Origin of the sequence: Immundisolibacter sp. (genome assembly GCF_050250495.1) — a bacterium.
Taxonomy (GTDB): Bacteria; Pseudomonadota; Gammaproteobacteria; order Immundisolibacterales; family Immundisolibacteraceae; genus Immundisolibacter.
The window spans coordinates 91,171-110,759 of record NZ_JBFWOM010000007.1; the positions used below are offsets into that span (position 1 = coordinate 91,171).

A 19,589-nucleotide genomic window follows, 5' to 3' on the forward strand; every position below is an offset into this window, starting at 1 on the left:
CGCCGGGTGACCGGCCAGTCGGTCATGCCATGCTGGCGGCGGTCCGAGTGTAGACCCTAAGCGCCACGCAGGGTGTTTGCTGGCGCGTTGGGCCAAGGCTAAGATGCCGGACTGCGCGTGTGCGCCAGGATGGGCGCGCCACTCATGGTTACCCGGGAGGAGAAGGTATGGTTTCGCGTCGCGCGTTCCTGCGGGGCGGCAGTCTTGCCGGTCTCGCGTCCGTCATGCCGGTTGCCCGCGCCCAGTTTCATCCCGGGGCCGCGCTGGGCACGGCGGCGCCGTTCGAGGCGGTGTGCGACACCCGTCGCCCGGAAGGGGACGCGTTTCTGGGCGCCGTCTCGTCCCGCGCATTTCGCAGTCACGGCGTGGGCGCCGACCCGGGCGCGGTGCTCGGCGTGGTGGCGGAAGCGACCGCTGCCGGCCGGTTGATTCTCGGCCTGACCAGCCCCAGCACGCTGATGATCGCGCGCCAGGTCGCAGCCACGCACGGCTACGGGCTGGTATTCCATGGCGAGCACGCCGCGCAGGCCGACGGCCGGCCAAGCCATCGCCTGCATGGCGATGAGGCCTGGCTGCCGGCGCTCGCGGAACTCATGCAGCGCAGCCCGGATGCCTGGCCGACGCTGCTCGGCCGCACGCTGGTCGGACTGCCGGCTGATCGCGAATGCGGCGCCACCCAGAGCGTCACATGCGCGCAGCGCAGCGCCCACGACGCCGGCGCGCAGCTCGCCTCCTGGGTGCTCGCCCCGGTCCGCGCCTGAGCCTGCCGCCGTCCGTCCACGCCGACATCAGATTCAAGGAGTAATCCACATGCCTCAGGCGCTGCCCACCTGGCTGACCCCGCAACAGTTCTTCCAGGCGGTCGAGGAAATGCGTGCCGTGGTCGGCAAGGAGTGGGTCGTCTCGGAGGACGGCCCGGCGCTGCGCAGCTACCGCGACGCCTTCTCGCCCGAGGAAGACGACGTGTTCCTGCCGTCGGCCGTGGTGGCCCCGGACGGCGTTGAGCAGATTCAGAAGATTCTCAAGATCGCCAACGACTACCGCGTGCCGCTGTGGACCATCTCCAGCGGCAAGAACTTCGCCTACGGTGGCCCGGCGCCGCGCAAGGCCGGCCATGTGGTTCTCGACCTCAAACGCATGAACCGCATCATCGAGGTCAACGAGGAATTCGGCTACGCGCTGGTCGAGCCCGGCGTTACCTACTTCCAGCTCTACGAGTACATCCAGAAGAAGGGCTACAAGCTGTGGATCGACTGCGCCGCCCCCGGCTGGGGCAGCGTGCTCGGCAACACGCTCGAACACGGCGTCGGCTACACGCCCTACGGCGACCACTACATGATGCATTGCGGCATGGAGGTGGTGCTGGCCGACGGCACGCTGCTGCGCACCGGCCAGGGCTCGCTGCCCGGCACGCAGTGCTGGCAGCTGTTCCAGTACGGCTTCGGGCCGGTGCTGGACGGCATCTTCACGCAGTCGAACTTCGGCGTCGTGACCAAGATGGGCATCTGGCTGATGCCGGAGCCACCCGGCTACATGCCGTTCATGATCACCTACGAGCGCGAGGAGGATCTGCACGCCATCACCGAGGCGGTGCGGCCGCTGAAGGTGAACATGCTGATCCCGAACGGCGCGTTTACCGTTGGCCTGCTGTGGGAAGCGTCCATCAAGACCACCCGCGCCCAGTACGGCGACCCCAAGAAGCCGCTGCCGGAAAGCGCCATGAAGAAGCTCATGGCCGACCACAAGCTCGGCATGTGGAACTTCTACGCCGCGCTGTACGGCCCGAAGCCCATGATGGACAACACCTTCAAGGTGGTGCGCGACGCGCTCGGCGCCATTCCGGGCGCGAAGTTCTACTTCGACGAGGACCGCAAGGGCGATCCGTCCTGGGACTACCGCGTCAAGCTGATGCGCGGCATCCCGAACATGACCGAGTTCAACATGAGCAACTGGGTCCCCGGCGCCGGCGCGCACGTGGACTTCTCGCCCATCTCGCCGACGCGCGGCGACGACGCCATGCGCCAGTACCAGATGATCAAGACGCGCGCCAACGAGTACGGCTTCGACTACATCGGTGAGTTCGCGGTCGGCTGGCGCGACATGCACCACGTGTTCTCGCTCACCTTCGACCGCTCGGACGCCGACGAGCGCCGCCGCGCGCGCGAGCTGTTCAACGTGCTGATCGATGAGGCCGCCCAGGCCGGTTACGGCGAATACCGCACGCACCTGGCCTTCATGGACAAGATCGCCGGCACCTACAACTGGAACGACGGCGCGCTGTGGAAGCTGCACCACCGGCTCAAGGACGCGCTCGACCCGAACGGCATCCTGGCGCCCGGCAAGATGGGCATCTGGCCGAAGCACATGCGCGAGGAGAACGTCTGATGCGCCGCACGCTTGCACTGATGCTGCTGGGGACCAGTCTGGCCGCCAGCGCCGCCGAGGAAGCCGTCGATGGCATCGACGCCCGCCCGCGCAGCGGCGAGAAATCCTGGGCGCTGTTCTGCGAGGGCTGCCACAAGCCCGGCCCGGAAGGCCCCGGCACGCGCGTGCTGGCGGCGCGCCTGGGCTGGGACAAGGCGCCGCTCAAGGGCCGCCAGGACCTCGCGCCCGAGTACGTGAAACACGTGGTGCGCCGCGGCCTCATCGAAATGGCGCCGCTGCGCCCCACCGACATCACCGACGAGGAGCTCGACGCCCTCATCGCCTACCTGCGTGAACCCGCCAGCAAGTAACACTCGATGAATGCCCCACAGCCCAAGACCGTTCCCACGCTCGATCACTGGATCGGCGGCGCCGCCTTGCCGCCCAGCGGCGGCCAGTATTTCGATGACCTGAACCCGCTCGACGACTCGCTGTACGCGCGCGCCGCCGAGGGCAATGCGACGGACGTCGAGCGCGCCGTCGCCGCCGCCGATGCGGCGTTTCCGGCGTTTCGCAAGCTGCTCGCCAAGGATCGTGAAGCACTGCTGCAGAAGGCCGCCGCGCTGCTGGAGCGCGACCGGCAGGACTTCATCGACATCCTGATCGACGAGGTCGGCTCCCCGGTCATGAAGGCCGGCTTCGAGGTCGGCTTTGCCATCGGCATGCTGCGCGCGGCGGCCGGCGTGCCGCGCCGCATCACCGGCCAGACCCTGCCGTCCGACTCGCCGGAGCGCTGGAGCCTGTCGCTGCGCGAGCCGCTCGGCGTGGTGGCCGGCATCACGCCGTTCAACGTGCCGATGATCAAGGTCATCAAGCAATCCGCGATGGCGCTCGCCTGCGGCAACACCTTCGTCAACCTGCCGTCCGAGCACGCGCCGCGGCTGTCGCTGCGGGTCGCGAAGCTGTACGAGGAAGCCGGCTTCCCGGCCGGCAGCTTCAACGTCGTGCTCGGCAACGGCGCCGTGATCGGTGACGTGCTCACCGGGCATGCGCGCGTGAAGTCGGTCACCTTCACCGGTTCGTCGGTGGTCGGCCGGCACATCGCGGAAATCTGCGCCAAACAGCTCAAGAAATTCACGCTGGAACTCGGCGGCAAGAGTCCGCTCATCGTCATGGACGACGCGGACCTGCCGGGCGCCGTGCGCGCCGCCGCCATGGGCACCTTCTTCTACCAGGGCCAGGCCTGCATGGCCTCCTCGCGCATCCTGGTGCAGCGCGGCATTTTCGATCGGTTCGCGCAGGCGCTCGCCGGCGCAGCGGCGGGCCTCAAGGGCGGTGACCTTCGCGACCCCGGCACCACGCTCGGGCCGATCATCTCCGGCCGTCAGCGCAAGCGCGTCGAAACCCACATCGCGGACGCCACCGCCAAGGGCGCGCGGCTGATCACCGGCGGACAGATGAGCGGCTTCCAGTGCGCGCCGACCGTCCTCACCGACGTGACGAAGGACATGACCCTCTACTACGAGGAAACCTTCGGCCCGGTGACCACGCTGTACCCGTTCGACACGCTGGAGGAGGCGCTCGCCATCGCCAACGACACGCCGTACGGGCTGTCCGCCGCCATCTACACCAGCAACATCAACAGCGCATTGCAGGCCGCATCCGGCATCCACACCGGCATGGTGCACATCAACGCGCCGAGCCTGTACGACGAACCGCATGTGCCGTTCGGCGGCGTCGGCCAGAGCGGCGTCGGCCGCGAGGGCACCGACTGCGACCTCGACGCCATGACCGAGTGGAAGTGGGTCACCATCCAGCTGCCGAGCGACGCGCCCGGACATCACTGATCGCGCGGCATCGCCGCAGGAGGCCATCCGTGAACAAGTACTCCGACCTGCCCGTGAAGCTCGCCGCCTCGGTGCGGTCGCTGCGGGATTTCCTCGAACTGCTCGACAGCCAGGGCCAGTGCATCACCTGGCCGGACCCGGTGATGCCGGAGCCGGGCATCCGTGAGGTGTGCGTCGCCGCCGGGCAGGACGTGGCCGGCGCGCCGGCCATCCTGTTCGACAAGATTCGCGGCTACCAGGGCCGGCGGCTGGTGACGGGCGTGCACGGCAGCTGGGCGAATCTCGCCGTGCTGCTGGGGCATCCGAAAACCGCCAGCATCAAGACGATGTTCTACGACATCATCAGCCGCTGGGGCTCTGAGAAGGCGCAGCTGCCGCGCGTGAAGCCCGGCCAGGCGCCGGTGCACGAGGTGCGCATCGAGCGCGACATCAACCTCTACGACCTGCTGCCGCTGTACCGCATCAACGACTTCGACGGCGGCTACTACATCGGCAAGGCCAACGTGGTCAGCCGGGATCCGAACGATCCCGACAACTTCGGCAAGCAGAACGTCGGCATCTACCGCATCCAGCCGCACGGCCCGGACGAGTTCACGCTGATGAGCGTGCCGATCCACGACATGGGCCGGCACATGCAGGCCGCCGAGGAAACCGGCAAGCCGCTGAAGATCGCCGTGATGCTCGGCAACCACCCGGCGATGGCCATGTTCGCGGCCACGCCCATCGGCTACGACGAATCGGAGTACGCCTACGCGTCCGCCATGATGGGTGCGCCGATCGAGCTCACCGAATCCGGCAACGGCCTCGACATCCAGGCGCACGCCGAGATCGTCATCGAGGCCGAGTACGTGCACGGCCGGCGCGAGTTCGAGGGGCCTTTCGGCGAGTTCCCGGGCTCCTACAGCGGCGTGCGCCGGGCGCCGGTGTTCAAGGTCACCGCCGTCTCGCACCGCAAAAACCCGATCTTCGAGAACATCTACATCGGCCGCGGCTGGACCGAGCACGACACGCTGATCGGCCTGAACACCTCGGCGCCGATCTACGCGCAGCTGAAAAAAGAGTTCCCGGAAGTCCAGGCCGTGAACGCGCTCTACCAGCACGGCCTGACCGGCATCATCTCGGTCAAGCAGCGCTTTGCCGGCTTCGCCAAGAGCGTGGCGCTGCGGGCACTCTCCACGCCGCATGGCCTGATGTACCTCAAGAACCTGATCATGGTCGACGCGGACGTGGACCCGTTCGATCTGAACCAGGTCATGTGGGCGCTGTCGGTGCGCACCCGCGCCAGCGACATCATGCTGCTGAACGACATGGCCGGAATCATGATCGACCCGGCCGCGGTGATCCCCGGCAAGGGCCACCACCTCATCATCGACGCCACCACGCACATGCCGCCCGACCCGATCGGCGGCGATGTGGAAATCGTGAGCCCGCCCTCCGGGCCGGCCATCGACGCGCTGGCGGCGCGCATCCGCGACCTGCAGGGAGGTAACTGAGCATGGCCGTGAACTGCCCGCGCTGCGGCGGCGACAAGAACCGGGTCGAGTACCAGGGCAAGGAAGACGGCCAGGTGATCTGGACCGTGCACTACTGCACGGCCTGCTGCTTCACCTGGCGCGACACCGAGCCCGCGCTGTCGATCGATCCGGCCAAGCGGCGCGCCGTGTTCCAGATCGACCCGAGCCACCCGGAGCGCTTCGGGGTGGTGATTCCGACGGTGGCGCGCTGAAGGCGCTGCTCTTGCTCGCCGTGATCCAAGGAGAGGGAACTCCGATGACGCAACTGGATTACCTGCGCTACATGTCGCCGGCGCTGCTGGTGGCAAGCGGCATCGCCGGGCTGCTGCTCGGCGGGCATTGGGTGTGGCTCGGCTTCGGCGCCTTCCTGCTGGTGGCCATGCTGGACCCGCTGCTCGGCAAGGACCACGGCATGCGCCGCGGCGCCCACCCGCTGCTGGCGAACGTGATCCTGTACTTCCAGGTGGTGCCGGTGGCGGCGCTGTGGGTGGCGTTTGCCTGGCGCATCGGCCACGCCAACGCGGGCCTGGCACCGCTCGACTACCTCGGCGCGGCGGTGTCGGTGGCGTTCATGACGGCGCTCGGCGGCCTGCCGGCGGCGCATGAGATGTTTCACAGCAACAGCGCGCTCGGCAAATTCGTCGGCAGCGTGCTCGGCACCATCTTCGCGTCCGGTTACAGCTCGCTGGCGCACGTGCACGTGCACCACATCGACACCGACACGCCGGACGACACCGAGACGCCGTTTCGCGGCGAGAGCGTGTACCGCTTCGTGGCGCGGGCGGCGTTTCGCCAGCACCGGCGCAGCTGGCAGATCGAAATGGCGCGCCTTGACCGGCTCGGCCTCGGCTTCTGGACGCCGCGCAACCTCGTGCTGCGCGGCATCGCGATGTACGCGCTGCTGCTCGGCGGCTTTTACCTCGCGACGGGTCTTACCGGCATGTTGCTGCTGATGCTGGTGTCGGCGCTGGGTTTGTTCATTCTGGAAATCTTCAGCTACATCCAGCACTACGGCCTGCTGCGCGAGCCCGGCACGCCTATCGAGGACCGCCACGCCTGGAACCACCTTACGCCGCTCGGCCGCGCGCTCACTTTCGAGATCGTCACCCACTCCGAGCACCACGTGGACCCGGACCGGCCGTACTGGCGCCTGACGCCGCGCCCGGCCGCGCCGCAGATGCCGAGCGCCGTGACCTGCTTCGTGCTGGCGCTGGTCCCGCCGCTGTGGGAGCGGGTGATCGGCCGCCCGCTGTTGCAGCACTGGGATACCCACCACGCCAACGCGCGCGAACGCGAGCTGGCGATTGCCGCCAACCGCGCCGCCGGCTGGCCGGACTGGCTTTCCGACGCACCCGTACCGAGCGCCGCGTAGACGGCGCCGGCGGGGCCACCTGCCCCCACCAGGAGGAGACGCACCCATGAAGATCGAACAGTTCAAGACGCTGCTGGATGACCGCGCCCAGGACGGCGTGTTCGCCGTCAACCGCGACGTGTACCTCGACCCCGAGCTGTTCGAGCTGGAGATGCAGCACATCTTCGAGGCGAGCTGGCTGTACCTGTGCCACGAGAGCCAGATCCCGAACGCGGGCGATTTCTTCACCACGCACATGGGCCGCCAGCCGGTCGTCATCAGCCGCGGCAAGGACGGCCAGGTGTACGGCTTCGTCAACGCCTGCGCCCACCGCGGCGCCACGCTGTGCCGCACGCGCCGCGGCAATCAGCAGTTCCACACCTGCCCGTACCACGGCTGGGTGTACGACAGCACCGGCAAGAACGTGGACATCAAGGACCACGCCACGGGTGCCTACCCGCCGGTGTTCGAGCAGCAGTCGCATGACCTGAAGGCCATCCCGAAGCTGGAGTCCTACCGCGGCTTCGTGTTCGGCTCGCTGTCGGCGCGGGTGCCGACGCTTGCCGAGCACCTGGGCGCGGCGCGGCCGTTCATCGACCTCATGGCCGATCAATCGCCGGACGGGCTCGAAATCCTGCGCGGCAGTTCCACCTACACCTTCAACGCCAACTGGAAGCTGCAAGCCGAGAACGGCGTCGACGGCTACCACGTGACCAGCGTCCACGCCAACTACGTCGCCATGGTGCAGCGGCGCATGGCGATGGGCAAAGAGGACAAGGTCAAGGCCATCGTCGGCGGCGGCGACATCACCAAGATGCGCAGCGGCGCCTATGACCTTGGCAGCGGCCACACGCTGCTGTGGGGCGTGGTGCCGGGCGCCGCCGACCGGCCGCTCGCGCAGCGCCGGGACGAACTCGAACAGCGCGTGGGTCCGGTCAAGGCGCACTGGATGATCGATTGCAGCCGCAACCTGGGTCTGTTCCCGAACGTGTTCCTGATGGACCAGACGTCCACGCAGATTCGCGTGTTCCGGCCGCTGGCCGTGGACAAGACCGAGGTCACCATCTTCGGCATTGCGCCCCGTGGCGAGAGCGCCTTTGCCCGCAACCGGCGCATCCGCCAGTACGAGGACTTCTTCAACGCCACCGGCATGGCGACGCCGGATGACCTGCGCGAGTTCGAGGCCTGCCAGGAGGGCAACCGCGGCCTCGCCGGCACGCAGCAGCACCTGGACCGCGGTCTCGCGCGCGTGCAGTTCGAGCCGGACGAGGCCGCGCGCAGCATCGGCGCCGTGCCGCACTCGCTCGGCCCGGACTGGGCCGACGAGAACATCTTCCACAGCTTCTACCGCCGCTGGCAGCAACTGCTGACCGGTCAGCGCTGAGCGCTGCCCCCACCGGAGATCACGCCATGAACAAGCCCGTCGAAACCCACACGCTGCTCGATCCCGCCGAGCTGGTGGTCGACCAGCCGAGCGACGGCACCTTCCTCGTGAGCCGGCGCCTTTTCAACGACGCCGAGCTGTTCGAGCTGGAGATGAAATACATCTTCGAGAACACGTGGCTGTTCCTGTGCCACGAGGGGCAGATTCCGAATGCGGGCGATTTCTTCACCACCGAGATGGGCCGCCAGCCGGTGGTGATCTCGCGCGGCAAGGACGGCAAGGTGTACGGCTTCGTGAACGCCTGCGCCCACCGCGGCGCCACGCTGTGCCGCACACGCCGCGGCAACCAGCAGTTCCACACCTGCCCGTACCACGGCTGGGTGTACGACAGCACCGGCAAGAACGTCGACATCAAGGACCACGCCACCGGCGCCTACCCGCCGGTGTTCGAGCAGCAGTCGCATGACCTCAAAGCCATCCCGCGGCTCGAAACCTACCGCGGGCTCGTGTTCGGTTCGCTGAACCCGAACGTGCCGTCGCTCGCCGAACACCTTGGCGGCGCCGCCAAGGCCATCGACTTCGTGATGGACCAGTCCGAGCATCCGCTGGAGGTGCTGCGCGGCTCGTCCAGCTACACGCACCGCGGCAACTGGAAGCTGCAACCGGAAAACGGCATCGACGGCTACCACTTCACCGCCGTGCACGCCAACTACGTCGGCATCATGAAGCGCGAGGCCGAGCGCCGCGCGAAGAAAGCCGCCGCGGCCGGCGGCGTGCAACGCAGCTTCGGCGGTGACGACCTGCTGAAGCTCAAGTCCGGCTGGTACGACTACGGCCACGGCCACACGCTGATGTGGGGCAGCTTCGGCCAGCCGCAGAACCGCCCGGTGTGGACCCGGCGCGAACAGGTAGCCGCTCGCCACGGCGCCGCCCACGCCGAGTGGGTGGTCGGCCGCCTGCGCAACCTGCTGATCTTCCCGAACCTGCTGCTGATGGACCATGCGGCGACGCAGATTCGCGTCATCAAGCCGGTGTCGGTGGACTTCACCAAGGTCGAGAGCTACGCCCTCGGCGCGCGCGAGGACACGCCTGAGGTGCGCACGCGGCGCATCCGCCAGTTCGAGGATTTCTACAACGCCACCGGCCTTGCCACGCCGGACGATCTGGCCACCTTCGAGGCCTGCCACGACGGCCTGCAGGGGCGGCTCGTGCCCTGGCAGCTCGGCTACGACCGCGGCTTCTCGCAGGCCCGCGCGGGCGGCGACGAGGAGTCGACCGCCGTCGGCATGGCGGCCGAGATGAGCGGCCCGGACTTTCAGGACGAAGTGCTGCTGCACGGCCAGTACCGCGAGTGGCTGCGCCTGCTGGCACCCGTGCTGGCCGGCTGAATAACGGTTTCAACCCAATAACGCCGGCCAGCCCGCCGGCGACAAGGAGACGTCGATGCCCGAATACCTGCCGCCTGGCGTGACGCGCGAGGACTTCCAGTCCGCGCTGGCCGAGATCCGCGCCATCGTCGGCGCCGCCTGGGTGTTTGCCGATCCCGAGGGCGACCTGCAGCCGTACCTGGATCACATGTCCGCGGTGCAGCCGGAGGAGCGCATGCCGTCGGCCGCCATCTCCGCCGCCTCGGTGGCGGAAGTGCAGGGCGTGCTGCAGGTGGCCAACAAGTACAAGCTGCCGCTGTGGACCTACGGCAACGGCAAGAACTTTGCCTACGGCGGCCCGGCGCCCAAGCAGGCGGGCTATCTGGTGCTCGACCTCAAGCGCATGAACCGCATCCTGGAGGTCAACGAGCAGGACGGCTACTGCCTGGTCGAGCCTGGGGTGTCGTATTTCCAGCTCTACCAGCACATCCAGGAGAAGGGCTACAAGCTGTGGATCGACTGCGCCGCGCCCGGCTGGGGCGGCGTCATCGGCAACGCGCTCGAACACGGCGCCGGCTACACGCCGTACGCCGACCACCTGCTGTTCTCCTGCGGCATGGAAGTGATGCTGGCCGACGGCCAGCTGCTGCGCACCGGCATGGGCGCGATGCCCGGCAACGCCAGCTGGCAGCTGTTCAAGTACGGCTTTGGCCCGTACGTGGACGGCATGTTCTCGCAGGGCAACTTCGGCATCGTCACCAAGATGGGCTTCTGGCTGATGCCGGTGCCGCCGGCCTACAAGCCGTTCATGGCGACCTTCCAGAACGAGGAAGACATCAAGCCGCTGATGGACATCCTGCGGCCGCTGAAGATGAACATGGTCATCCAGAACGGCGCCGTGATCGAACACATCTCCTACAGCGCGTCCGTGCAGCGCCTGCGCAAGGAAATCTGGGACCAGCCCGGCGTCATTCCGGACTCGCGCTGGCGCGAGCTCGCCACGGAGCTCGACCTTGGCATGTGGAACATGTACGGCGCGCTGTACGGCCTGCCCGAGAACGTCGAACTGGCCTTTCAACTGGTCGAGCACGAGCTCAAGCGCATCCCGGGAGCCAAGATCTATCTGCAGGGCGACCGCCCGGCCGACGACGCCGGCTGGAACTACCGCGAAAAGCTGATGCGCGGCGAGCCCAACATGACCGAGTTCAACCTCGTGAACTGGGCCGGCGGCGGGCATCTGAACTTCACGCCCATGGCGGCCATGACCGGCAAGAACGCCTGGGAGATGTTCAACCTGTTCAAGGAACTGCTGAACCGCCACGGCTTCGACATGATCTGCGAAGAAGTGGCCATGTTCCGCACCATGATCACGCTGGTCATGGTCATGTTCGACCCGCGCGACGAGGACGCCAGAAAGCGCGCCGACGCCTGCTCGCGCGAGCTGGTGGCCATAGCCAAGGCGCACGGCTACGGCGAGCTCAAGGCCAACCTCACCTACATGGACATCATCGCCGACATGTACGACGGCCAGGACGGGGCGCTACGCAAGGTGAACCAGCGCATCAAGGACGCGCTGGACCCTAACGGCATCCTGTCGCCGGGTAAGTCCGGCATCTGGCCGTCCAACTGGACCGGCCCGCGGAACTGAGGCTGCGCACATGACCCGTACAACAACGATGAAGACGCTCGCCGCGGCCGCGCTGCTGGGCCTGGCTGGCCTCAACGGAACCGCGATGGCGGCCGACGACGCCACGGCTGACGCGGCGGTAAGCCCGCAGGCCGACGCCGCCACGCCGGTCGGCGAGCGCAGCGGCGAGGAGCTGTTCGTGCTGTTCTGCCGCGCCTGCCACGCGCCGGGGGCGGACCATCCGGGCACCGCCAAGCTCGCGATGACCAAGGGCGCCGACAAGGCGGTGATCCTGAACCGCGACGATTTGCCGGCCGAATACATCGCGCACGTGGTGCGCAACGGCCTGCTCGGCATGCCGCCGCTGCGCCCGACCGACGTCACCGAAGCCGAGCTGGAACGCCTGGTGCAGTACGTGCGCAGCACGCCGGCCGGCAAGGCCCCGGCCGAGCACCCGGGCGGCGCCTACACCAAGGCGCCGACGCTGGAAGAGATCTGGGTGTTCGGCATCCGGCCGCGCCTGTTCACAGTCATCCTGCCGGCCATCGCGGTGCTGGTGGCGGTGATTGTTCTGCTGCTGCGCCGGCGCAAGCGCTGACCCTCCCCACTCGACTCAAGGAACCAACATGCGATTCGTCATTCTCGGCGCCGGCGGTCTCGGCTCGGTCATCGGCGGTTACCTCGCCAAGGCCGGCGAGGACGTTACCCTCATCTGCCGCCCGGCCCACGCGCAGGCCATCAACGCCAATGGCCTCAAGATCAGCGGCGTGCGCGGCGACCATGTCGTGCGCGAGAACCTCACCGCCGTCACCAGCCCCGACGAGGCCAAGGGCGAATTCGACCACCTGATCGTGCTGGTCAAAGGCAAGGACACCGAAACCGCGCTCGCCCAGGCCGAGGGCCTGAAAACCCGCTGCAAGAACGTGTTCTCGCTGCAAAACGGCATCGGCAAGGAAGAGCGCCTGCGCGCCTGGGCCGGCCGCGACAAGGTGGTGGGCGCGTCCACCATCGAGGGCGGCACGCTGCACGAGCCGGGCGTCGTCAGCAACCCGCTCACCACGCCGATCACCGCCTGGTTCGGCGAACTCGACGGCGGCACCAGCGCGCGCACCGACGCGCTGGCCGAGGCCTTCACGCGCGGCGGCCTGGTCGCCAAGTCCGTCCCCAACATCATGCAGGTGCTGTGGGAAAAGCTGGTGCAGATCGGCACCGCATCCGGCTGGTCCGTGAGCACGCTCGGCCTGCGTCTGTACTTCCAGGATGGCCTGCTGATCCGCCAGGGCGCCGAGCACTACGTGGCGCTCGCCAAGGACTTCCTGCGCGTCTACGGCGCCATGGGCTACACGCCGCAGAATTTCTACGCGCCGATGTCGCAGTTCAAGGAACTGAACGAGCTCGACTTCGAGGGCGGCGTCGCCATGATGATGAAGCTCGGCGAGCGCCTCAAACAGCAGGGCATGCGCGGGCGCACCTCCATGCACGAGGACGTCATCCGCGGCAAGAAGACCGAGGTCGACTACCTGCTCAAGCCCTTCCTGGACAAGGCCGCGGAGCTTGGCCTTGCGGTGCCGGTGCTGGAAACCGTGTACCGCATCGTCAAGGCGCAGGACGCGTACCTGGAGTGAGGCGGCCTGATGGCCGACAAAAAAGGCGCCGCGAGGCGCCTTTTTTGTGGGCGGAGCGTCGCTCAACGCTTGATCACGCCCCGCTCGATCAGCTCGCTGAGCCCAAACGGGTCGAAGTTCTTGTAGCCGGCATCCATGGCCTGTTGGAACAGCCCCAGCAGCGCCTCGCCGAGCGGCAGCGTGAGCCCCGCGTCCTGTTGCGAGAACTCCTGCACGGCCTTGAGATCCTTGTAGAAGATGCCAAGCCCGGTCGGGCCCTCGCCGAACGGTCGCGCGGCGAGCTTGGGTTTGTAGAAATCGAGCACGTGCCGCGGCGACACGCACGCCCCCAGCACGTCCATCAGCTGCACGCCGTCGATGCCGCAGCGCTCGCCGAGCACGACGGCTTCGCTGAGACCGACCAGCGTGCCCATGAAGGCGAGTTGGTGGCACAGCTTGGCGATCTGCCCGCTGCCGGGCGGACCCAAGTGAAAGATGCTGCCGCCGAAGGTGTCGAGCAGCGGCTTTACGGTCTGAAACGCCGCCGGCTCGGCACCGACCATGACCGCCAGCGTGCCGGCCTCTGCCCATGGCGCGGAGCCGCTCAAGGGCGCATCGACGTAGCTCATGCCGGCGGCGCTTGCCTCGGCCGCGAAGGCACGGCAGCGCGGCGGGGCGGTCGTTCCGAGATCGACCACCACGGCGCCCGGCGCGGCGCGCTCGAAGATGCCGTCCGGCTGGCGCAGCACCTCGCCCAGCACGTCCTGGTTCGACACCGCGACGAACACCACCTGCGCGCCGGCCGCCGCGTCGCCGACCGACTGTGCGGCGTGACCGCCGACGGCCTGCGCCTTTTCGAGTGCCGCGGCGGCGGGGTCGTAGGCGTGCACGCTGTGCCCGGCGCTGACCAGATGGCGCACGATGGGCACGCCCATCACGCCGACGCCGACGAAGCCGAGCCGCATGGCGGTCACCAGGTGGCGGCGACGTAATCGCGGATGTCGTAGTCCGCCGGCACGCGTTGCTGGGTGACGAGCTCCTGCTCCACACGCTTCAGGAACGCCCAGTCGAGGCTGGGCTCCCGCAGCCAGTGGCGGCCGTCGCGGCGCATGGCGTTTTCGATGTCGTCCTCGGTCACGAACGGCAGTTGCGAGGCAAATGGCCGCAGTTCGGCGGGATGATCGACGCCCCAGGAGGCCGCCGCGAAGTAGGCGTGGACCATGCGCCGCACGAGCTCGGGCTTCTCCTCGATCCAGCGCCGGCGGGCGTACAGCAGGATGCCGTAGTTGGCCGGGCGCAGCAGGTCGGCGTAATCCGCCAGCACGCGCCAGCCGTAGCGGCGCTCCACCAGGCTGACGTACGGCTCGTACAGGATGCCGATGCGAAACGCGCCGCGCTCGATGCCGTCCGCAAACGCCTGACCGTAGTTGTCGAAGGCGCTGTCCTTCATCAGCTCGACCACCGAGAAATCGCCGATGGTCAGCCCTTCCTGGCGGGCGTGCCATTCCAGCAGGCTGCCCGGGCAGGTCATGCGCTTGTTGATGACGACCTTCTCGCCGCGGCAGTCGGACAGTCGCCCGACCTCCGGCGCCGCCACTAGATAAAACGGAGCGAAGTCGCAAAAGCCGATGCTGACGACCGCGTACTCGCGCGAGCCGACCGCCGCCGGCAGGAACACCGGCGTGCCGATCTGCCCCATGTCGTAGGCGCCGGCACGGATGCGCGCGCCGTATTCCTCACCCGTCAGGTGGCTCGAGAGCGTGAGGTCGAGCCCGCGTTCGGCGAAGCGCCCGCCGCGCTGCCAGGCCTCGATCGGGAAGTTGAACAGGCCGACCGGCGGCGTGCCCCAGTTGACGGTGTCCATGACGCGCTCCCGCCGCCGCCGGCGGCTGTCAGACGTGGTAGAAGTCGAGTACCTGTGGGATCAGGTCATTGATGAGGATGACCTTTTTCTTCGCGATGCGCAGGCTGCCGTCGGCCTGCGGGCGCAGCAGGTACTCGTACTGGCCGGCGTAAAAATGCGTCTGCTTGTGCTTGAAATACGTCACCTGCCAGGCGGCGTCGACGGCGAAGTCGCCGTTCGCCTGCCGGCTCGCCTGCACGTTGCCGACCATGTGGCTGGTGCGCGGCAGCGGCACCGAGGCCGACGACATGCCGGTGCGCAGGCGGTAGACACGGTCTTCGAGCCCGCTGCGGTCCGGGTAATAGATCAGCGAGATTTCGTTCTGCGGATCGCTGATGTAGCTGTGCTCGGACTCCCAGGCTGGAATCCAGAACTCCGCGTCTGGCAAATACAGCGCAAGCCAGTCGTCCCAGGCCTTGCGGTCAATCAGGCGGGCTTCGGTGTACAGCAGGTCGGCGCAGCGCGCGACGTCATCCATGGTCTTGGCCTACGGTTCGGGAGTGGGGACGGGCGCGATCACTTCTGCATGGCGTGCAGCCAGTGCCGGTGCTGGGCGAGGAAGATGCCCTCGTCCTCCACCTTGCCGCCGCAGTAATCGGGGTTGATGCCCAGCGCCGCCGCGCGCGCATCCGCGCCCTTGGTCAGGAACTTGATGCCGCGCGTCAGGTCGTTCCAGCGCGCCAGGCGGCCCTGCGCCGCGCTCTGCGCGTAGCCGAACTCGGTGAGGTCATCCGGCGTTGCCATGCCGGAGGCGTTGAAGAAGTCCTCGTACTGGCGGATGCGGTGGGCGCGCATCTTGGGCGACTCGCCCTTCGGCGCGATGGCGTAGATGGTGACCTCGGTCTTGTCGACCGCAACCGGCCGGAACACGCGGATCTGGCTCGACATCTGGTCCATCAGGAACACGTTCGGGTAGATCAGCGTGTTGCGCAGCTTGCCGATCATCCAGTTGGTGTAGACCTCGCCGAATTTCTTGGTCCACTCGTCGTACATGTGGAAGTTCGGCCGCCGGTCGCCGCGGTTTGGCCAGTCGCCCCACAGCACCACGTGGCCGTTGCCGAAGTCGAAGAAGCCGGCGTCGAGGTTGCCGAGCTGCGACACGTCCATCGACTTGATCTGGTTCTCGCCGGCGCGGATGCGCTCGCGGTTCTGCGTGGTCATGGCGAAGTTCACGTGCAGGCCGTGCACGTGGTAGCCGTCCACGCCGTTCTCGGCCTGGAGCTTCCAGTTGCCGTCGAAGGTGTAGGTCGAGTGGCCGCGCAGCACTTCGAGGCCGGCCTCGCCGCCCTGGTCGGCCATCATGTCGATCATCACGCGCGCGTCGCGCAGGTGCTCGGCGAGCGTCGGCACCTCGTCGCTCAAGGCCGCGAACACGAAGCCGCGGTATGACTCCACGCGCGGCGCGCGGGTGAGGTTGAAGTTTTCCTTGCAGAACTGGTCCGGGTAGCCGCCGCCCTTCTCGCGCGTCACCGACATCAGCTTGCCTTCGGTATCGAAGCACCAGCCGTGGAAGAAGCAGGTCATGTCGGTCTTGTTGCCGCGCTCCTCGTGCACCAGCTGGGAGCCGCGGTGCGCGCAGGCGTTGATGAAGATGTTGACCTGCCCGGACGCGCCGCGCATCACGATGACCGGCTGGTGCGCGAGGTACGTGGTCAGGAAATCGCCGGCCTTCGGAATCTGGCTCTCGTGGCACACGTACAGCCACGAGCGCTCCCAGATGCGCTCCATCTCCAGCTCGAAAATGGCCGGGTCGGTGAAGATGGAGCGGTCGACGCGGATCACGCCCTCGGCCGGGCGCTCGTCGAGGTAGGCGTCGAGGTTGATTGATTCGAAGGGTTTCATGGGGGAGCCTCCGGGAGGGCGGGGAAACCCCGGCCTGGCGCGATCACCAAACCGCGACGACACGGGGATTGCGCATGTTAACGATTGGTAGGATCAGCGGCAATTTGCGCGCCGGCCACCGTTAAACTGCGCAGCCGGGCGACGCCCGAGGCCGCCACAACACGAACAGGAGGTTCACATGGGTTGGTTGGACAATACCGTTGCCATCATCACCGGCGGCGGGTCGGGCCTCGGCCGGGCGCTAGTGCAGCGCTTCATCGCGGAAGGGGCGTCGGTGGGCGTGCTGGAGCGCGACGCGGCCAAGGCCGCGCAGCTCGAACGCGACTTCGGCGACCGCGTGCTCGCCATCACCGGCGACGTCACCACCTACGCCGACAATGCCCGCGTGGTGCAGGCCACGGTGGAGCGCTTCGGGCGGCTCGACACCTTCATCGGCAACGCCGGCGTGTTCGATTATTTCCAGACCCTGCCGCAGCTCGACGCCGAGCGCATCTCGGCGGCCTTCGACGAGCTGTTCGCGGTCAACGTGAAGGGCTACCTGCTCGGCGCCAAGGCGGCGCTGCCGGAACTGCTCAAGACGCGCGGCAGCCTCATCTACACCATCTCTAACGCCGGTTTTTATCCTGCGGGCGGTGGGCCCATCTACACCGCCTCCAAGCACGCCGTGGTCGGCCTGGTGCGCGAGCTGGCCTACGAACTGGCGCCCAAGGTGCGCGTCAACGGCGTGGCGCCGGGCGGCATGAAGACCGAACTTGGCGGCCTGGCTGCCACCGGCACTGCCGAGGTCAAGCTGAGCCAGATGGACGGCCTCGACGACATGCTGCGCGCCATCAGCCCGCTGCAGATCGCCGCAGTGCCGGACGACTACTGCGGGCCCTACGTGCTGCTCGCATCGCGCGCCAACTCGGCGCCGATGACGGGCGTCGTGATCAACACCGACGGCGGCCTTGGCGCGCGCGGCTTCACCAAGATGGCGGGCGGCGAAGACCTGTAAGGCGCCGACGATTGACATATACAATCGTTCGCCTAGCTGCCTGGAGACACCCCCACCATGAACGCTCCGACCCTCTTTGGCACGCCGGTGCACTGGCCGGCCAAGCTGAACGAAATCCCGAAGGACATCTTCGACCGGGAAGACATCTTCCGGCTCGAACTCGAACGCATCTTCTACGGCCCGGAATGGCACCCGGTGGCGCATACGGGCGAGCTGCCGAACGTCGGCGACTTCAAGACCTTCCACATCGGCGAGCGGCCGCTGCTGATCATTCACGGCCAGGACGGCCAGGTGCGGGTGTTCTACAACGCCTGTTCGCACCGCGGCACGCTGCTCGAAACCAGCAACCGCGGCAACAAGACCGAATACGAGTGCCCGTACCACCGCTGGCTGTTCGACAGCACCGGCGCGCTGCGCGGCTGCCCCGGCAAGGATGACTTCGCGCCGAGCTTCCGGCAGGAAGACAGCGGCCTCGCCGAGGTCCGCAGCGCCATCGTCGGCGGCCTCATCTTCGCCACGCTGCACGACGGCACACCCGACATCGACACTTGGCTCGGCCGCACCCAGCCGGCGCTGCTGCAGCTGCTGGGGGGCGACGGGCGTCTGCGGCTGCTCGGCTACCAGAAGGTCAGCTACGACTGCAACTGGAAGGCCTACGTCGACAACGACGGCTACCACGCCCCGCTGCTGCACCTGGCGTTCAAGATGCTGAACTGGCAGGGCGGCGGCGGCACGCAGTTCGCCACCGAGAACGGCCACATCGCGTTCCAGTCGGAACTGAAGGTGCCGAACAACGTGGGCTTCTTGCGCGACCCGTCGCTGATCGAGTTCAAGGGCACGCACACATCGAAGGGCTCGGTCATCGTCAGCCTGAACCCGCTGACCGTGATGACCAAGCATCTGGACATGATCAACGTGCGCTTCGCCGTGGCGCGCTCGCTGCTCAAGACCGAGGTGCACTACGCCTACTTCGCGCACGCCGACGACGACGAGGCGATGGTGACGCACCGCCTGCGCCAGTCGTCGAACATGCTCGGCCCGTGCGGCATGGTGTCCATGGAGGACGCGTCGATCTTCCTGCGCGTGCAGCAGGGCAACCGCACGCCGGGCAACGCCGTGTTCCAGAAGGGCGTCAAGCACGAGCGCGGCGACATGTGGCTCGATTTCAAACAGAACGACGAGGCCGGCAATCTCCCGAAGTGGGAGTACTACCGGCGCGTGATGGGCTTCGAACGAGAGGAGAACTGAACCGATGACCGCCGACGTGCTCGCACAGATCGACGCGCTGCAAACCAGTTATATCGCCGCGCTGGACAGCAAGAACATGCAGGGCTGGCTGGACAGCTTCACGGCTGACGGCTCGTACATCTGCATCGCAGCCGAAAACGAAGAGCAGGGCCTGCCGCTCGCGCTGATGATGGACGACTGCCACGAACGCCTTGAAGACCGCGTCACCTACGTGACCAAGGTCTGGGCCGGCACCTTCGAGGACTACCAGACCCGCCATTTCGTGCAGCGCATCGCCTGCACGCCCAAGGGCGGCGATCTGTACAACACGGTGAGCAACTTCAGCGTGTTCTACACCGACTCCGCCGGCAACACCGGCATCCTGGTGACCGGTCGTTACGTGGACGAGATCGCCATCAACGGCACCGGCGCCAAGCTCAAGTCCCGCCGTGCGGTGATGGATACCAACGTCGCGCCGCGTTACATCGTGTACCCCATCTGATCGACCGCGCCTGCCCCGGCCAGTCCGGGGCAGGCCGTGTTTTCCCCCGGCCCGGGGCGCGCT

General features: G+C 67.5%; 19 protein-coding genes. 15 read left to right on the plus strand and 4 right to left on the minus strand.

Going from position 1 to position 19,589, the window contains the following annotated elements; all coding sequences use genetic code 11:
• The first annotated feature begins 167 nt into the window (after positions 1-167).
• Genes AB7F93_RS07260 through AB7F93_RS07315 form a run of 12 tightly spaced genes read left to right on the plus strand, consistent with a single transcriptional unit; the run spans position 168 to position 13,079 of the window.
• Positions 168-761, plus strand: coding sequence for a hypothetical protein (locus AB7F93_RS07260; protein WP_428302224.1), 594 nt, complete (start codon positions 168-170; stop codon positions 759-761).
• A gap of 49 nt (positions 762-810) precedes the next feature.
• The gene (locus AB7F93_RS07265; RefSeq protein ID WP_428302225.1) at positions 811-2,385 is read left to right on the plus strand and encodes an FAD-binding oxidoreductase; all 1,575 of its coding nucleotides are present in this window, start codon (positions 811-813) and stop codon (positions 2,383-2,385) included.
• Complete coding sequence (locus tag AB7F93_RS07270; protein WP_428302226.1) at positions 2,385-2,735, plus strand: c-type cytochrome; 351 nt, start codon at positions 2,385-2,387, stop codon at positions 2,733-2,735. The genes AB7F93_RS07265 and AB7F93_RS07270 overlap by 1 nt, the downstream gene beginning before the upstream one ends.
• 6 nt (positions 2,736-2,741) lie before the next feature.
• Complete coding sequence (locus AB7F93_RS07275) at positions 2,742-4,211, plus strand: aldehyde dehydrogenase family protein (protein WP_428302227.1); 1,470 nt, start codon at positions 2,742-2,744, stop codon at positions 4,209-4,211.
• Positions 4,212-4,240: 29 nt separating this feature from the next.
• A complete protein-coding gene (locus AB7F93_RS07280; RefSeq protein ID WP_428302228.1) occupies positions 4,241-5,704 on the plus strand; it encodes a non-oxidative hydroxyarylic acid decarboxylases subunit C in 1,464 nt (487 codons plus the stop codon).
• Positions 5,705-5,706: 2 nt separating this feature from the next.
• Entirely contained in the window at positions 5,707-5,937 is a 231-nt protein-coding gene (locus tag AB7F93_RS07285) for a non-oxidative hydroxyarylic acid decarboxylases subunit D (protein WP_428302229.1), read from the plus strand.
• Between the two features lie 44 nt (positions 5,938-5,981).
• Positions 5,982-7,097: a fatty acid desaturase gene (locus tag AB7F93_RS07290; RefSeq protein ID WP_428302230.1), complete on the plus strand. Its 1,116-nt coding sequence runs from the start codon at positions 5,982-5,984 to the stop codon at positions 7,095-7,097.
• Positions 7,098-7,143: 46 nt separating this feature from the next.
• Positions 7,144-8,460 (plus strand): aromatic ring-hydroxylating oxygenase subunit alpha, encoded by a 1,317-nt coding sequence (locus AB7F93_RS07295; RefSeq protein WP_428302231.1) that lies wholly within the window; start codon positions 7,144-7,146, stop codon positions 8,458-8,460.
• Between the two features lie 26 nt (positions 8,461-8,486).
• Positions 8,487-9,848 carry an aromatic ring-hydroxylating oxygenase subunit alpha gene (locus AB7F93_RS07300; protein ID WP_428302232.1) on the plus strand — a complete coding sequence of 454 codons (1,362 nt, stop codon included), beginning with the start codon at positions 8,487-8,489 and terminating at the stop codon, positions 9,846-9,848.
• Positions 9,849-9,903: 55 nt separating this feature from the next.
• Positions 9,904-11,475, plus strand: coding sequence for an FAD-binding oxidoreductase (locus AB7F93_RS07305; protein WP_428302233.1), 1,572 nt, complete (start codon positions 9,904-9,906; stop codon positions 11,473-11,475).
• A 10-nt stretch (positions 11,476-11,485) separates the two neighbouring features.
• Positions 11,486-12,052: a c-type cytochrome gene (locus tag AB7F93_RS07310; RefSeq protein ID WP_428302234.1), complete on the plus strand. Its 567-nt coding sequence runs from the start codon at positions 11,486-11,488 to the stop codon at positions 12,050-12,052.
• A gap of 28 nt (positions 12,053-12,080) precedes the next feature.
• Positions 12,081-13,079: a ketopantoate reductase family protein gene (locus tag AB7F93_RS07315; protein WP_428302235.1), complete on the plus strand. Its 999-nt coding sequence runs from the start codon at positions 12,081-12,083 to the stop codon at positions 13,077-13,079.
• Positions 13,080-13,141: 62 nt separating this feature from the next.
• On the opposite strand, the gene AB7F93_RS07320 is transcribed toward AB7F93_RS07315, so the two are convergent.
• From AB7F93_RS07320 to AB7F93_RS07335, 4 genes are read right to left on the minus strand one after another with little or no spacing between them, the layout of a single operon-like run.
• A complete protein-coding gene (locus AB7F93_RS07320) occupies positions 13,142-14,023 on the minus strand; it encodes an NAD(P)-dependent oxidoreductase (RefSeq protein ID WP_428302262.1) in 882 nt (293 codons plus the stop codon).
• Positions 14,024-14,028: 5 nt separating this feature from the next.
• Positions 14,029-14,922 (minus strand): ABC transporter substrate-binding protein, encoded by an 894-nt coding sequence (locus AB7F93_RS07325; protein WP_428302236.1) that lies wholly within the window; start codon positions 14,920-14,922, stop codon positions 14,029-14,031.
• A 28-nt stretch (positions 14,923-14,950) separates the two neighbouring features.
• Positions 14,951-15,439, minus strand: a complete 489-nt coding sequence (locus AB7F93_RS07330; protein ID WP_428302237.1) for an aromatic-ring-hydroxylating dioxygenase subunit beta — start codon at positions 15,437-15,439, stop codon at positions 14,951-14,953.
• A gap of 38 nt (positions 15,440-15,477) precedes the next feature.
• Complete coding sequence (locus tag AB7F93_RS07335; protein ID WP_428302238.1) at positions 15,478-16,803, minus strand: aromatic ring-hydroxylating oxygenase subunit alpha; 1,326 nt, start codon at positions 16,801-16,803, stop codon at positions 15,478-15,480.
• 178 nt (positions 16,804-16,981) lie between these two features.
• Between AB7F93_RS07335 and hcaB the strand changes: the two genes are divergently transcribed.
• Genes hcaB through AB7F93_RS07350 form a run of 3 tightly spaced genes read left to right on the plus strand, consistent with a single transcriptional unit; the run spans position 16,982 to position 19,526 of the window.
• Positions 16,982-17,797, plus strand: a complete 816-nt coding sequence (gene hcaB, locus AB7F93_RS07340) for a 3-(cis-5,6-dihydroxycyclohexa-1,3-dien-1-yl)propanoate dehydrogenase (RefSeq protein ID WP_428302239.1) — start codon at positions 16,982-16,984, stop codon at positions 17,795-17,797.
• A 57-nt stretch (positions 17,798-17,854) separates the two neighbouring features.
• Positions 17,855-19,045: an aromatic ring-hydroxylating oxygenase subunit alpha gene (locus AB7F93_RS07345; protein WP_428302240.1), complete on the plus strand. Its 1,191-nt coding sequence runs from the start codon at positions 17,855-17,857 to the stop codon at positions 19,043-19,045.
• A gap of 4 nt (positions 19,046-19,049) precedes the next feature.
• The gene (locus AB7F93_RS07350) at positions 19,050-19,526 is read left to right on the plus strand and encodes an aromatic-ring-hydroxylating dioxygenase subunit beta (RefSeq protein WP_428302241.1); all 477 of its coding nucleotides are present in this window, start codon (positions 19,050-19,052) and stop codon (positions 19,524-19,526) included.
• Positions 19,527-19,589: the final 63 nt, after the last annotated feature.

Bases quoted from the DNA above. Each gene is read 5' to 3' on its own strand.
- AB7F93_RS07260 (WP_428302224.1), top strand. From the start codon at position 168: ATGGTTTCGCGTCGCGCGTTCCTGCGGGGCGGCAGTCTTGCCGGTCTC.
- AB7F93_RS07265 (WP_428302225.1), top strand. From the start codon at position 811: ATGCCTCAGGCGCTGCCCACCTGGCTGACCCCGCAACAGTTCTTCCAG.
- AB7F93_RS07270 (WP_428302226.1), top strand. From the start codon at position 2,385: ATGCGCCGCACGCTTGCACTGATGCTGCTGGGGACCAGTCTGGCCGCC.
- AB7F93_RS07275 (WP_428302227.1), top strand. From the start codon at position 2,742: ATGAATGCCCCACAGCCCAAGACCGTTCCCACGCTCGATCACTGGATC.
- AB7F93_RS07285 (WP_428302229.1), top strand. From the start codon at position 5,707: ATGGCCGTGAACTGCCCGCGCTGCGGCGGCGACAAGAACCGGGTCGAG.
- AB7F93_RS07290 (WP_428302230.1), top strand. From the start codon at position 5,982: ATGACGCAACTGGATTACCTGCGCTACATGTCGCCGGCGCTGCTGGTG.
- AB7F93_RS07295 (WP_428302231.1), top strand. From the start codon at position 7,144: ATGAAGATCGAACAGTTCAAGACGCTGCTGGATGACCGCGCCCAGGAC.
- AB7F93_RS07300 (WP_428302232.1), top strand. From the start codon at position 8,487: ATGAACAAGCCCGTCGAAACCCACACGCTGCTCGATCCCGCCGAGCTG.
- AB7F93_RS07305 (WP_428302233.1), top strand. From the start codon at position 9,904: ATGCCCGAATACCTGCCGCCTGGCGTGACGCGCGAGGACTTCCAGTCC.
- AB7F93_RS07310 (WP_428302234.1), top strand. From the start codon at position 11,486: ATGACCCGTACAACAACGATGAAGACGCTCGCCGCGGCCGCGCTGCTG.
- AB7F93_RS07315 (WP_428302235.1), top strand. From the start codon at position 12,081: ATGCGATTCGTCATTCTCGGCGCCGGCGGTCTCGGCTCGGTCATCGGC.
- AB7F93_RS07320 (WP_428302262.1), bottom strand. From the start codon at position 14,023: ATGCGGCTCGGCTTCGTCGGCGTCGGCGTGATGGGCGTGCCCATCGTG.
- AB7F93_RS07325 (WP_428302236.1), bottom strand. From the start codon at position 14,922: ATGGACACCGTCAACTGGGGCACGCCGCCGGTCGGCCTGTTCAACTTC.
- AB7F93_RS07330 (WP_428302237.1), bottom strand. From the start codon at position 15,439: ATGGATGACGTCGCGCGCTGCGCCGACCTGCTGTACACCGAAGCCCGC.
- AB7F93_RS07335 (WP_428302238.1), bottom strand. From the start codon at position 16,803: ATGAAACCCTTCGAATCAATCAACCTCGACGCCTACCTCGACGAGCGC.
- hcaB (WP_428302239.1), top strand. From the start codon at position 16,982: ATGGGTTGGTTGGACAATACCGTTGCCATCATCACCGGCGGCGGGTCG.
- AB7F93_RS07345 (WP_428302240.1), top strand. From the start codon at position 17,855: ATGAACGCTCCGACCCTCTTTGGCACGCCGGTGCACTGGCCGGCCAAG.
- AB7F93_RS07350 (WP_428302241.1), top strand. From the start codon at position 19,050: ATGACCGCCGACGTGCTCGCACAGATCGACGCGCTGCAAACCAGTTAT.